Origin of the sequence: Rufibacter hautae, from assembly GCF_008271695.1 — a bacterium.
Lineage (GTDB): Bacteria > Bacteroidota > Bacteroidia > Cytophagales > Hymenobacteraceae > Nibribacter > Nibribacter hautae.
On record NZ_VKKY01000002.1, the window covers coordinates 1,436,862 to 1,450,741 of the forward strand.

Below are 13,880 nucleotides of genomic sequence, written 5' to 3' on the forward strand. Positions count from 1 at the left end.
CAATTTGCTATTTACCTGTACTTTATGCCTTTGCCGACATTAACTGGAAAGCAAACAAAATGCTTCCTCATAATGGCCCTAATTACCTCAGCAACTTAAGGGCTATTGATTATGAAGCACTTACTATAAATATTTAGTTTTAATAGCAGGTAATATGAATTTGATAAGCCAGATAAAACAAAAGAAAGAAAAGCCGAATAGCCAAAAGAAAGGTAGAATTCAGGATGGTCAATTAGAAGATATATTGGCTTGCAATTAAGTTGGAAACAGCAGAACCGCTCTTCCGAAAGGAAAACTTAGAGAACCTGGAATACGATTGATGACAACCGTTTTTGGCCCTAAAACAGAAAAGCCTGCTTAAAATAAGCAGGCTTTTCAAGGAAGAGGTAACGAGCGGATTCGAACCGCTGTACGAGCTTTTGCAGAGCTCTGCCTAGCCACTCGGCCACGTTACCGTGATTGGGAGTGCAAATATAGTCAGGAACTATTACTATCCCAATTTTGAAGCAAATTTTTCAAAAGAAGCATAAAAAAAGAGCCTCTTTGCAGAGGCTCTTTCCTGTAAATAAGGCAGTTACCTACCTAAAAAATTATTCAGCAGCATCAGTTGAATCAGCGTCAGCAGCGTCGGTAGACTTGTTAGCGCGGGCCTGAGCGGCAGCGGCTAATTTCTTCTCACCGGCTTCTTTTTCGCTTTCCATCATCTGGTCTTTCAGCGCAGAAAGGGCATCCAGGTCACCTAAGGTAGAACGAACTTCTTCTTTCTTAGGAGTTGCTGGGGCTGCGGCAGCTTTAGGGGCACCAGCAGCAGGAGCGTCTTTCTTCTCAAACTTCTTACGCTTGGCGTCTTCTGGCTGAGCAGTGTGAACCGCAGTGTGCGACAAGATGATCTTACGATCTTCTTTAGAGAACTCAGTTACTTTGAATTCTACTTGCTCACCAGCTTCAACGGCAGAACCATCTTCTTTCACCAGACCTTTAGGGAAAGAGAATCCTTCAATACCGTAAGGCAGTTCCAGGGTAGCACCACGGTCAGATTTCTCTAACACGGTAGCTCTGTGTACTGAACCTACGTTGAATACGGTAGCGAACGTATCCCATGGGTTCTCTTCCAGTTGTTTGTGACCAAGGGCCAGACGACGGGCAGAAGCATCAAGCTCCAGAACCACTACGTCTAATCTGTCACCAACTTTCACGAACTCAGATGGGTGCTTGATTTTCTTCGTCCAAGACAAGTCAGACACGTGAACCAGACCGTCTACGCCTTCTTCCAGCTCAATGAACAGACCAAAGTTCGTCAGGTTTCTAACCACACCTGTGTGCTTAGTTCCAACGGCATATTTGGTCAATACATCTTCTTTGGTCCAAGGATCTTCAGTTAATTGCTTAATGCCCAGAGACATTTTGCGGTCGTTACGGTCCATGGTTAACACAACGGCCTCAATCTCGTCACCTTGTTTGATGAAGTCTTGTGGGTTGCGCAGGTGCTGAGACCATGACATTTCTGACACGTGGATCAAGCCTTCTACGCCTGGCATCAGTTCTAAGAACGCACCGTAATCGGCTACGTTCACGATCTTGCCGCTCACGCGTGAACCAACTTCCACCTCGGCAGGAAGAGCATCCCAAGGGTGAGCAGTCAATTGCTTCATACCCAAAGAAATACGTTTCTTGTCGTCGTCGAAATCCAACACTACCACGTTTACCTTCTGGTCTAGCTCCAACACCTCTTGCGGGTGGTTGATGCGTCCCCATGAAATATCGGTGATGTGCAATAGACCATCTACACCACCAAGATCGATGAACACACCGAAGTTGGTCATGTTTTTGATCACACCTTCCAGAACCTGACCTTTTTCCAGGTTGTTCAGGATGGCGGCGCGCTGCTGCTCCAGATCTTTCTCGATCAGGACTTTGTGCGATACTACTACGTTATCAAAAGCGGCGTTTATTTTTACCACTTTCACTTCCATCTTACGACCAACATAGATGTCGAAGTCGCGGATAGGTTTCACGTCAATTTGTGAACCTGGTAAAAAGGCTTCTACGCCGTACAGGTCGGTGATCAGACCACCTTTGGTTCTGCGTTTCACTACACCTTCCAGTACAGTGTCGTTCTCCAAAGCGCCGTAGATCATTTCCCACGCTTTCACGATTTTGGCTTTCTTGCGGGACAGGATTAATTGGCCGTTAGGGTCTTCCTGGTCCTCAATGAATACCTCCACCTCATCCCCGATTTTCAGGTCCGGCATGTCGCGGAATTCTGAAACGGGTACCAAACCATCAGACTTGAAGCCGATGTTCAGGATCACATCGCGATCAGTGATACCTACAACGGTACCTTTGATCACTTCCTCTTCCTGAACGGTGTTCAGGGTGTCGGCATACATTTGTTCCATCTCAGCACGCTCTGTAGGAGAGTACGCGCCGCCGAAACCCTGAGACTCAAATTTGCCCCAGTCAAAATCTTCTAAATTTGCCATATTGCTATGCTGGTTCACAAAATATAACGGTCAGGCACAGAACCACTTGCCAAAACGTAGCTTATTTTACATCCCTTTCCCAGACATTGGGCCAGGGGCATTCACCTTGAACGCGCCGCGAAGGTACAAAAACCTGCTCCGCTATCCAAGATTTGCTCCCACACTTCTGTAAATCTCTTTGAATACCAGCTACCTTGACAAAGCGCTATAAACGAAAGCCGTTTCAAGCCTCTTTCTGGAAAAGAAGGCCTAAAACGGCTAAGGGTTAACTTTACAAGAAACCGCGGAAGGGTTTCCGTAGGTATGGTAACCCAAGAAGAGTTTGGTGTACATTGGTTTTAGCCTGTTTTAAAGAAAAGGAGCCTAAAACTTATGCCAGCTATCAGGTAATATGCTTAGTTGGAGTTCATCAGTTTGTCAAGTACATCTTGTTCTCTCTCTGGCGCTAGGGTGATCAAAATGACTCCGTTTTTACCCTGCTCTTTATATCTTTTCTCCGCCTCAGAACCTTTCAAGACATCAATGGATTTGATCCACTCTGGGTTTATGGGAGAGATATCCTCTTTCTTAACCGTCACCTCTCCGTCTTTGGTTTTGATGACGTACAAAGGGTCAGATAAAGCCACGCCTGGTGCCCCATCTAGCCGATAGTTCTTCTCCTCTGCAGCGGTGTATTTAGGATCCTTCAGGGTCTGGAGAAAGGCCTGCTCCTGCTCTGGCATTAACTCAATCAGGACCACGCCGGCTTTGGCCTTTGGCCCAAACTGGTCTACCGCGTCTTTGTCTTTCAGCACCGAGACGGTTTTAATCCAATCTTTGTCCAAGGCCTGGATGGCAGCGGAGTTGAGAGGCACGTTGGCAGAAGCCGTTTTCAGGAAGCATAGCGGCTTGGCTTTAGGCCCTTTCACGTGTGCCACCTTCTCTTTGGCAGGAGCTGTTTGCGCCTCCGCAGTGAATGGCAGCAGGGCTGCGAGAGTCAAACTTAATAGAATAGGTCTATACATAAATTGAAATTAATCAAAATCTAAGCTCTGGCCCGTTCTGCCAAGAAAGGAATCCAGACGTGGTCGGTGTCCTGGATACTTTCTCTTAAGAACGACACCAATGAGGGTTTGTAGGGTTTTCTGGATAGTTTCATGGAAACCTCCTCAGGGGTGCGGTCTCCTTTTTTAGAGTTGCAGCGGGCACAGGCGGTGATCAGGTTGTACCAAGTGCTCTCACCCCCACGCGAACGAGGCACCATGTGGTCCAGCGTGAGGTTTCTGGTGGAGCCGCAGTACTGGCATTGGTTGCGGTCACGGCGCATGATGTTCTGGCGCGTAAGCGAGATGCCTTTGTAGGGCATGCGCACGTAGCGGTGCAGCCGGATCACCAAGGGCCGGGGATAGGATTGGCGCACGGTGCGCAACACATTCAACTGATCTTCCGCAATGAGTTCTGCTTTCTGGAGATAAATCAAGACAAATGCCTTGTGCAGACTGCACGTGGCAATGGCGGAGTAATCTTGATTAAGTAAGAGTACCTTATCATTCATACGAATTCCTGCTCAGTGGATCCTTCCGTAAGTTACGTAAAAATACGTTACAACAGATTTTACTAACTGATTTTCAGGGCCTCGTGTTGCAAATTTTATCTAAGCCTCACTGCCTTCAGGCTGATGTTTCACTTTTCTGAGGCTGAGTCTTTTTAGCCTGGCAATCGTTCGGCTTCCATCCTATTGATAAATGCAGATTTCAAGGCCAAAAAACACTCAGACCTATTTTAAAACGGACTACCGAATCAGAGAAAAAGGAAACAATAATTTAATCTGGGAGGATTCTCTTGATGATGCGCAATTTGTGTGAGTAGCGCTTGCGCTCACGGTTATAGATGCCGTGGTGGTCCAGTTGGTCAATGCGCACCTCGCCCGAGGCGTGGATAATGCGCTGGTCTTCCAGCACAATGCCTACGTGCACAATGCGGCCTTCCTCGTTGTCAAAAAAAGCAACATCGCCGGGGCGCGTCTGGCTCACGAAATGTACCTCCTGGCCATGGATGACCTGCTGGTAAGCATCGCGCTGGAGTTGGTGGCCGCATACGCCGTACACCTGCTGCACAAACCCTGAGCAGTCAATCCCGAAAATGGATTTGCCGCCCCACAGATAGGGCGCGCGCAGAAACTGAAGGGCAATTTTCTGCAGGAAATTCTCGCGGTACGGCAGGTTGGGGTTAGAGGCGCGGCCGTTGTAGAGCATGCGCTCCTCTCCCACCCGTATGCTCATACCGTCAAAGAAAGGCAACACGCTGCCCATGCCAATAGGCGTCACCCCTTCTTCACCGCTCACGGTCTGCACCAGGTCCATAGACCGGGCATGGGGCAGGCTGCGCCACTCCTGAAAATACGGATCAGGAACCGGAAAATGCTGCTTGAAATCTATCCAACCTTCGTAGTCATCGGCGGCGTTCCTGACTTGGATCCACCTCTCCTGGGTCTGCAGCACCTCATAGCACTCGCCAAAAACCAATTGGGTGATTTGTTCGCTTTTATCAGACGGCTCCCGGCGCACCGGCACCAGACTCAATTTGCAAATCCCGAAGTTCAATGTTTTAATGTGCTAATTTGAAAATGTGCTGATGTGCTACTTCAAGAGACCTTGGATGATTCTAAAAAAATGAAGCACCAACCTTGGTTTTGAGGCTGTTTTATAAAAATGAGGCTTGAAACGGTTAGAAGCGCTCGCGGGCCATTTCACGTTTCACGTCTCGCTCCTTGATGTCCTCGCGCTTGTCAAAGAGTTTTTTACCTTTGGCCAGGGCTATCTCCACCTTCGCGAAACCACGTTCTGAGATGAAAAGCCTAGTGGGGATGATGGTCACCCCTTGCTCCTGCGCCCCGTCTTTCAGCTGCTTCAGCTCGCGTTTGTTCAGGAGCAGCTTGCGGTCACGGGTGGGCTCATGGTTGTAGTGGGTACCCTCGGTGTATTTAGAGATGGTGATCTGGTGCAGAAACAGTTCGTTGCCATGGAAGGTGCAGTACCCGTCAGACAGGTTCACTTTCCCTTCCCTGATGGATTTGATCTCGGTGCCACGTAGCATGATGCCGGCGGTGTACTTCACTAGAAACTGGTATTCATAGGATGCCCGCCGGTTTGAGATACTTACCGTCTTCTGCAGCCTGTCTTTCTCTTTTGATTTCGCCATTTAGTTTCTACTGTTCTTCAAAAGTCGGTGGATCTTCTCTTTTTTCAAAATTTTTTGGCCGGTTTGCCCGGTGGCTACCAGCCGCTGACCAGCCTTTACGGTGATGTCGCAGCGTAGTTCGTTCTGCTGCAGGTTCTTGAAAACAGCCTCCACAGTTAAGGTCTCGCCTGCAAAAGCGGGGCTATGGTGGTCAATGTGCACCATGGTGCCGATGCCTTCCTCATCAGGGTCCTTCATCTCCAGCACAAACAAGCGGGAGGCCCATTCCATGGCTTGGGCCAGCGCAAAGGTGGAGCAGACCGGATGTACCAACCCCGCCTCAAACTGGGCAAAGTCTGCCTCAGTGACTACCTTGCGGTACACTTTGGAATCTCCTTCCTGAAAGGGGTTCTGCATAATTGAACAATCTGGGAACGAAGATTAAGATTTTCTACGCATATTCAACCCTATCCGGCTAAATATCCTGGCTCACCATGAAAATGTATTTGCTGACTTTGCCCCTGTTTGTGCTGGGCACCACCCTGTCGCTGGCGCAGGCCAAAACCGATAAACTCCTGGCTCGCTTATTGGAGAAACACCCCGAAAAGTTCAAGACGCTGCTCGCCGATCCGGAGAAATACAGAATCCAGATTCTTTACACCCAAATAGACCGCAACAAAGACAATTCTCCTACTTTCAAGACTTACCGCTACCGGGTGAACGCGCAGGAATACTTCAACCCGGCCAGCACCGTGAAACTGCCCGCCTCCCTCATGGCACTGGAGAAGATCAACTCTTTAAAAGTACCCGGATTGGCTAGGGAAACCACTATGCTCACCGACAGTGCCTACCAAGGCCAAACCACAGTGCGGCAGGACTCTACTTCAGCCACGGGCTTTCCATCCATTGCGCATTACATCAAGAAAATACTAGTCACCTCTGACAATGACGCCTACAACCGACTGTATGAATTCATAGGCCAGGAACCTTTGAATGAAGGGTTAAAAGCCAAAGGATATAAAAGCATCCGGCTGCCCATCAGGCTTTCCAGGTTTCTACCCATTGAACTAGACAAGTACACCAACCCGGTTCGTTTTCTGCAAAACGGGCAGGTGATTTACCAGCAGCGCCTGGTGAAAAGCAACAGAGACTACAAAAACCCCATCCCTATTCTCATGGGCATTGGTAACATCAACAATGAGGACCAGCTGGTGATGGAGCCCCGCGATTTTGCCTTTTCCAACAACTTCGCCCTGGAAGACCAGCACCTGATGCTGCGGGCGCTGCTGTTCCCCGAGTCTGTGCCGGCGCAAAACCGCTTTCACCTCTCCCCCGAGGACTACAAGTTCCTGTACCAGTACATGTCGCAGTTGCCCCGCGAGACCGCTTACCCGCCATACCCCGAGAAAGACTACCCCGATGCCTTTGTGAAGTACCTGCTCCTCGGCGGCCCTACCCGTTCCGAAAGATTACCTGAGCACATCCGGATCTTTAATAAAATAGGCCAATCTTATGGGTTCCTGACGGACAATGCCTACGTGGTGGATTTCAAGAACAAGGTGGAGTTCCTGCTCACCGCCACCGTGCACGTGAACGAGGACGGTATCTACAACGATGGCAAGTATGAGTATGACGAGATAGGGTTCCCTTTCCTCCGCGATCTAGGACAGGTGGTGTATGACCATGAACTGAAACGCAAACGGAAGCACGCGCCAGACCTGAGCCGTTTCAGGCTCGTTTATGACAAACAAGGCCAAAACTAGAGCAAGACGGCCCCCGCCTGATAGTCCAGGCGGGGGCCGTCTTGCCTTCAGGAGGAAAAACCTTAGTGGCTGCCGGCAGAGTTGCCGCTTATATCGCCACCATCCTCGGAGCTGATGTTTCCTCTGCGGCCAGTGCCGCTGGGTGTGGTGCCCGGCGCCTCGCCGGTATGCGGGTTAGTGGCTGGCACATCGCCCCGCAGCGGAGCGCCTTCACCAGGTGCCTTAGTTTTGCCGGAGCTTGGGTTCCCTACTTTATCTTTACGATCATCTCGGTTCTTATTCGTTTCGTTTGCCATCTTCTTTAGGATTAAAGTGATTACTCAATACCTTAATTCATACGAAAAGGCAGCAGAACGGATACTTTTTTATAGGCGGGAAAGCGCACAGGTAAAAATCCAGGGCCAAAAACCTCCCTTTCGTTTTGGGGCTCATTTCTTCAAAAAAGGCCTAAAACAAAGCTCTATCAGATCGTAGGTTCACTATCCAAAGGAACTTTTTACCAGATTTAAAGTTCAGCCATCGTAATTCACTCAAGTTGTAATTTATCCACGAAGCAGAAAACCCATCCTTACGCCTCGCAGGAGGGGAATCTCAAAATGCGTTAATAATATTTGATTGAAGTTTTTACTTTATCTGGTATTCCCCTCCTTGGAGGGGTAGGGGTGGGTTAAGGAGAGCTATTTATTTATCCTTTTGTAAGGTAATTAACCCAATGGCAGGGCTTCGCCGATATCCAGAATCCTGAGTTGCCCCGGGATCTCCCCCGCTGCTTCCAGGCGTTTGAGCCAGCGCACCGGCTCACCCAGGGGTTCATCAGACAAGTCAAACGTCCCGAAGTGCATGGGTACCAGCGTGCCGCCCTTCAGGTCTTTGAACGCCTGCACCGCCTCGGCGGGGTTGGTGTGGCTGGGTTGCATAATGAACGCCGGGTTGTACGCTCCCACGCCCAGAATACAGGTATCTATGTTAGGGAACAACTTCTGGATCTCGCGGTAATGCTGATCGTACCCAGAATCGGCCCCAAAATACAGGGTGTGCGTTGCGGTCTGCAGCATAAAACTGCCCCACAGAATAGTATTATTATCCGTCATCCCGCGTTTGTGCCAGTGGTACGCCGGTAGGTAAAACACCTTAGGACCGTTCTCCTTTACCTGGTATTGCTGGTACCAACCAGCTTCCTGCACCGGGTTAGAAGGCATCCAGTTCTGGATCAGGCCCTTCATCTTCAAAGAGGTGAGTACGGTAAAAGAATGCGTTTTGCTCAGGGTCTTGAGGCTGGCTTTGTCGCAGTGGTCAAAGTGGCCGTGGGACAGCAGCACATAGTCTATGTGCGGCAACTCATGGGGCTGCACCGGAAAAGGCACTTTGCGTTTGAGCATGGATACCCCGTAAAAAAGTGGATCGGTGAGAAACGTGACGCCACCCAACCTGATGAAGAAGGTGGCGTGCCCCAGCCATACCATTCCGTCCTGCTTCCCGTTCAGGAAAGCCTTGGGGTCTCGCACCGTGGGTAGCCAGGTATCGGTTTTCTTCTCTTCCCGCTGCGGATTTTTGGTCAGTTTCCACCGCAGGGCCAGCAGCATAGATTGGTTTCCCTGCTTGAATTCGCCTATGAACCGGCCATCTTGGAGGGGATTGCCTTTCCAATTCTCACGGATAACCCTTAGATCTGGGTTCAACAAAAAGCTATGTGTCATCTTACATTATACTGAACTAAGAACGCCGGCCCTGAATACCTCTCCCCTTGGAAGCCAAATTACCGCAAAAACTTAAATAACCTATCTTTTCACCTGTACCTACACACTTAACGGCAGACCAATAAATCCTTTCTAATGGTTGAATTCTACGGCAGATTCTCTAAATTATAAACGAAATATAATCCCTCACTACAAATTCCAACGCACATGAAAAAACTCTACAGATTGCTTTTGTTCTTTTGTGCTTTTTGCTGCATGGAGGAACTGGCAGCCCAAGAACGGCAGATAACCGGCCGGGTCCTGTCTTCCGGCGACGGCACGCCCGTGATTGGGGCCAGCGTGGTGGTGAAAGGCACAACCAGCGGCACCAACACCGATGCCTCCGGGAATTACACCATTTCTACCACCTCCGCCGCTACTACCCTGGTGGTCTCTTTTATTGGGTTTACCACGCAAGAAGTGCCCATCAATGGCAGATCTTCCATCACGGTTTCCCTGGTGCCCGATGTCCAGCAACTGAATGAAGTGGTGGTGACGGCCTTCGGGCGGGAGCAGGAGAAAAGAACTTTGGGCTACTCGGTGCAGGAAGTGGGCGCGGAGCAGATTGCCCAAACCCGCAACCCTAACGTGGTGAACTCGCTGCAGGGCCGGGTGGCCGGGGTACAGGTGCTGGGTACGGGAGGTACGCCGGGCGCCGGTTCCCGCATTCAGATCAGGGGCATCAACTCTCTTTCGCCGGGCGCCAACAACCAGCCTTTGTTCGTGATTGACGGCATTCCCATCAGCAACGAGACCATCGCCGGAAACCAACTGCCCAGCGCGGGTTCCAACGCCATCAACAGCGCCGAACAGTTTGCTTTCACCAACCGCGCCGCCGACATCAACCCCGATGACGTGGAAAGCATGACCGTGTTGAAAGGCGCCGCCGCCACTGCCTTGTATGGGCTGCGTGCTGCCAACGGTGCCATCATCATCACCACCAAGAAAGGCCGTGCCGGCGCCACCACCGTCAACTTCAGCACCAACTTCGGGGTAGACGAAATCAACAAGACGCCGGAGTACCAGACCAAATACCGCGAGGGACTTGGCGGACGCCTGCGGGTTACCTCTGCCGGGGCGCCTAACCGGTTCCAGACTTTCGGGCCGCTCATCACCGATGAACCGTTCTATGACAACTTCAAGAACTTCTTCCAGACCGGCACCCGCTTTGACAACAACTTAAGCGTATCGGGCGGGAACGAGAAAGCCACTTTCCATACCTCGGCCTCGCATTTCACCCAGGAAGGCATTGTGCCTAACTCAGACTGGAAACGCACCACGGTAAAATTGGGCGGGAACGTCAACTTCTCAGAGAAATTCGCGGTGAACGGTACCGTAAGCTACAGCCAGTCGGGCGGGAACAAGGCGGCCTCTGGTGACAAAGGCATCATGTCGGCGCTCACCTACCATACCACCACCTTTGACGTGAACGACTACATTAACCCAGACGGGACCATGAAGGTGTATGCGCCGGGCGTTATTGACAACCCCCGGTACCTGGCCGAGAACAGCACCCTGAAAGATGACGTGAACAGGGTCATCGGGAACATTGGCTTCAACTATGATTTCCTGCCCTGGCTTCGCTTCAACTACAAATTGGGCGCCGACGTGTACAGCGACAACCGCACGCGACTGGTGCCGGGCCCTATTTTCCAGGGAGCGCCCACGCTGGACATCGCGGCCGGTACCGGAGGGTTCATCATTGAGGAGCGGGTAAATTATCGCGAGATCACCTCCAACGCCTTCCTGACCGCCGAACACTCCTTCTCAGAGAACCTTAACGCCTCGCTTATGCTGGGGAACAGCATTGAGAACCAGGCCTCTGATATCCTCAATACTCGGGGCGAGCGCTTCACGGTGCCTATGTTCTACCACCTTTCCAACACCGCCAACATTTTCACCAGCAACGGTATCAGTGACCGGCGTTTGATTGGCGCCTTCTTTGATGCCAAGGTAGATTACCGCAACATGCTGTTCCTGAACGTGACCGGCCGGAATGACTGGACCTCTACCCTACCTAAACAAAATCGTTCTTTCTTCTACCCATCGGTGAGCACCAGCTTCATCTTCTCTGAGATGCTGGGCTTGTCAGACAACCGCTTCTTTAATTTTGGGAAAGTGAGGGCCTCCTGGGCCGAGGTAGGGAAAGACACTCAGCCTTACCAAGTGGGCACCTACTTTGGGTCCGCACGCGATTTCCCTTTTGGTAACCGGAACGGTTTTGTGGTGAGCACCGCTATTGGCGATCCGCAATTGAAACCAGAAACCACCACGTCTATTGAGTTTGGTTCTGAGCTGCACTTCTTCCAGGGCCGCTTAACGGTAGACGCTACTTACTACCGGTCCAGAAGTAAAGACCAGATCATTCCGGTGCCTACCAGCGTCACAGCCGGTTTGCTCACCTACACCACCAACGCGGGCGAGATCCAGAACACCGGGGTTGAATTGCTGATTTCTGGCACGCCGGTGAAGATCAATGACTTTTCCTGGGATGTGGTCCTGAACTGGTCCACCAACAAAAGCAAGGTGCTCTCCATTACCCCAGCCGTGCCGGAGATTATCTTCCAGGATGACCGCATCATGAACAAGTTGGTGGTGGGCGGTTCGGCCGGCGACCTGTACGGCCGTCCTTTCCTGCGCGATGACCAGGGTCGTCTCATCATCGGGACCAACGGGTTACCTACTTTAAGCCCAGCCACGCCGCTGATCAAAGTGGGCAATGCCTTACCAGACTGGCAAGGCGGTATCACCAACACCATCACCTGGAAAGGGGTTAGCTTAACGGCCCTTATTGACATCCGCCAGGGTGGTGACGTTTATGACGTAAGTATGCGAAATCGCATCAGAAACGGCATTGACGTCAGAACCGAGAACCGCTACCAGCAGATCACCTTCAACGGGGTGAATGCCAACGGCGAGCCGAACACCATTCCGGTAGTGCTGGATGAGACCTTTTACCGCAACGGGAACAGCTTCAATGATGCCGCAGACGTGCTGCTCCAGGATGCCTCCTGGGTGCGCCTCCGCAACGCGCAGCTTTCCTTTACCCTGCCGGCCAGCGTTATTGGTAAATCGCCGTTCAAGAGCATCCGCCTGAATGTGACCGGCAACAACCTTTTCCTGATTACGCCATTTGAAGGCTTTGACCCCGAGACTCCAACCTATGGCTCTGGCAGCAATGCCTTGGGATACACCGGCTACGGCATCCCGGCGGTGAGAAGCTACACTTTTGGCCTGAATGTAACCCTTTAATCCCCTACTGATCATGCTACATATTTCCAGAAAATATATAAGAATCGGGTTGATAGCCTTGCTCCCGCTGGCGGGGTGCGACTCCTTCCTGGACGTGAACGACGATCCGAACCGGGCGAACACCGTGAGCTCAGACGCGCTGCTTTCCCCTATCCAGGTCTCCACCGCCGATGCGCACTACCAGTTGGGCCAGTACACCAGCTTGTTCTCACAGCAGTTGGCCGCTTATACCTCGGGTCCGCAGATCGCCGATCGGCACATTGACGTCCGGGTGAATACCGCCTGGAACACCCTTTACCTCAACAACCTCAACAACCTGCACTTGTTGGTGCAGCAGGCGGCTAATGAGGGCTCTTCTTATTATGTGGGCATTGCAAAGGTGATGCAGGCGCTGAACCTAGGCTTGCTCACCGACACCTGGGGCGACGTGCCTTTCTCCAATGCCTTCCAGGGCCCGGCCGAGCTTACTCCCCAATATGACACTCAGGAGCAACTGTACACCACCATCCAGACCTTGCTAGACGAGGCCATTGTGGAACTACAGAAACCCAACTCCACGTTGAAGCCTGCCGGCGATGACCTGATCTATGCGGGCAGCACCGCCAAGTGGATCAAGGCCGCCAATGCGCTGAAGGCCCGCTACACCATTCACCTGGTGGAAAAGCAAGGCACCTCCGCTGCCAACGCCGCATTGGGTTTCGTGGCCAAAGCTTTCTCTTCCAACGCCGATGACATGCAGGTTATCTTCAACGACCGTAACCTGAACCCCTGGAACCGGAACATTGCCATTGGCACCACCACCGGTAACTTCATTGTGGCCCCGTCGCAGACCTTGGTCAACCTCTTGAACGGAACGGCCATCCCCGGACTGGTAGATCCCCGGTTACCGCTCATGGCAGACAGAGGAACCAGCACGAACCCGTACGCCGGGTACCGGAACGGCGCTGGCACGGGCGGTAACACCAACATCACGGCCAACACCTTTTACGCCAAGCCCGCTTCGCCGCTTTTGATGGTGACCTACAGTGAGATGAAGTTCATTGAGGCGGAGGCCCGATTCATCGCCAACGGCGGCACCAGTGCCTCCACGGGCAGCACCGAGGAAGCCTACCAGGCGTACCTGGCCGGCATCAGGGCGCACATGGACAAACTGGGTGTGGCCGCCGCGGACCGCGATGCCTACCTCAGCAACCCGCGCGTGGCGGTAGGGGCCGCGAACCTCACGTTGTCCCTCATCATGAAAGAGAAACTCATTGCGCTGTACCTCAACCCCGAGGCTTGGGTGGATGTGCGCCGGTATGACTATTCCTCGGCCATTTACCCGGGCATGGCTTTGCCCAGCGACCACAATCCGGCCCTGAATGGCCAGTTCATCCGGCGGGTATTGTACCCAGAGTCTGAGGCTGCCCGCAACGCCGACGAGGTAGGGAAAGCCACCAAAGGCCTGGCCGAAAAAATGTGGTGGGATCAATAACAGAGCATTAAAC

11 protein-coding genes and 1 tRNA gene are annotated in these 13,880 nt (G+C 51.8%); 3 read left to right on the forward strand and 9 right to left on the reverse strand.

What is annotated here, in order from left to right; all coding sequences use genetic code 11:
* Nucleotides 1-384 precede the first annotated feature (384 nt).
* The 7 genes from FOA19_RS14920 to FOA19_RS14950 all read right to left on the reverse strand — a co-directional run bounded on the left by FOA19_RS14920 (nucleotide 385) and on the right by FOA19_RS14950 (nucleotide 6,059).
* Nucleotides 385-455 (reverse strand) — tRNA-Cys (locus tag FOA19_RS14920).
* A gap of 135 nt (nucleotides 456-590) precedes the next feature.
* On the reverse strand, nucleotides 591-2,483 hold the full coding sequence (gene rpsA, locus FOA19_RS14925; protein ID WP_149091582.1) for a 30S ribosomal protein S1: 1,893 nt from the start codon (nucleotides 2,481-2,483) through the stop codon (nucleotides 591-593).
* A gap of 395 nt (nucleotides 2,484-2,878) precedes the next feature.
* Nucleotides 2,879-3,463, reverse strand: a complete 585-nt coding sequence (locus FOA19_RS14930) for a hypothetical protein (RefSeq protein ID WP_149091583.1) — start codon at nucleotides 3,461-3,463, stop codon at nucleotides 2,879-2,881.
* Between the two features lie 44 nt (nucleotides 3,464-3,507).
* On the reverse strand, nucleotides 3,508-4,017 hold the full coding sequence (locus FOA19_RS14935; RefSeq protein WP_149091584.1) for an HNH endonuclease: 510 nt from the start codon (nucleotides 4,015-4,017) through the stop codon (nucleotides 3,508-3,510).
* Nucleotides 4,018-4,285: 268 nt separating this feature from the next.
* A complete protein-coding gene (locus FOA19_RS14940) occupies nucleotides 4,286-5,065 on the reverse strand; it encodes a C40 family peptidase (protein ID WP_223808912.1) in 780 nt (259 codons plus the stop codon).
* A gap of 124 nt (nucleotides 5,066-5,189) precedes the next feature.
* A complete protein-coding gene (gene smpB / locus FOA19_RS14945; RefSeq protein ID WP_149091585.1) occupies nucleotides 5,190-5,663 on the reverse strand; it encodes an SsrA-binding protein SmpB in 474 nt (157 codons plus the stop codon).
* The gene (locus FOA19_RS14950) at nucleotides 5,664-6,059 is read right to left on the reverse strand and encodes a thioesterase family protein (RefSeq protein WP_149091586.1); all 396 of its coding nucleotides are present in this window, start codon (nucleotides 6,057-6,059) and stop codon (nucleotides 5,664-5,666) included.
* Between the two features lie 77 nt (nucleotides 6,060-6,136).
* On the opposite strand from FOA19_RS14950, the gene FOA19_RS14955 reads away from it, so the two are divergent.
* Nucleotides 6,137-7,405, forward strand: coding sequence for a serine hydrolase (locus FOA19_RS14955; protein WP_223808913.1), 1,269 nt, complete (start codon nucleotides 6,137-6,139; stop codon nucleotides 7,403-7,405).
* Between the two features lie 62 nt (nucleotides 7,406-7,467).
* Here the strand turns inward: FOA19_RS14955 and FOA19_RS14960 are convergent, their stop codons facing one another.
* A complete protein-coding gene (locus tag FOA19_RS14960; RefSeq protein ID WP_149091587.1) occupies nucleotides 7,468-7,701 on the reverse strand; it encodes a hypothetical protein in 234 nt (77 codons plus the stop codon).
* A gap of 408 nt (nucleotides 7,702-8,109) precedes the next feature.
* Nucleotides 8,110-9,102, reverse strand: coding sequence for an MBL fold metallo-hydrolase (locus tag FOA19_RS14965; protein WP_149091588.1), 993 nt, complete (start codon nucleotides 9,100-9,102; stop codon nucleotides 8,110-8,112).
* Between the two features lie 207 nt (nucleotides 9,103-9,309).
* Here FOA19_RS14965 and FOA19_RS14970 point away from each other — a divergent pair, with 207 nt between their 5' ends.
* Nucleotides 9,310-12,393 (forward strand): SusC/RagA family TonB-linked outer membrane protein, encoded by a 3,084-nt coding sequence (locus FOA19_RS14970; protein ID WP_149091589.1) that lies wholly within the window; start codon nucleotides 9,310-9,312, stop codon nucleotides 12,391-12,393.
* 13 nt (nucleotides 12,394-12,406) lie between these two features.
* On the forward strand, nucleotides 12,407-13,867 hold the full coding sequence (locus tag FOA19_RS14975) for a SusD/RagB family nutrient-binding outer membrane lipoprotein (protein WP_149091590.1): 1,461 nt from the start codon (nucleotides 12,407-12,409) through the stop codon (nucleotides 13,865-13,867).
* Nucleotides 13,868-13,880 lie beyond the last annotated feature (13 nt).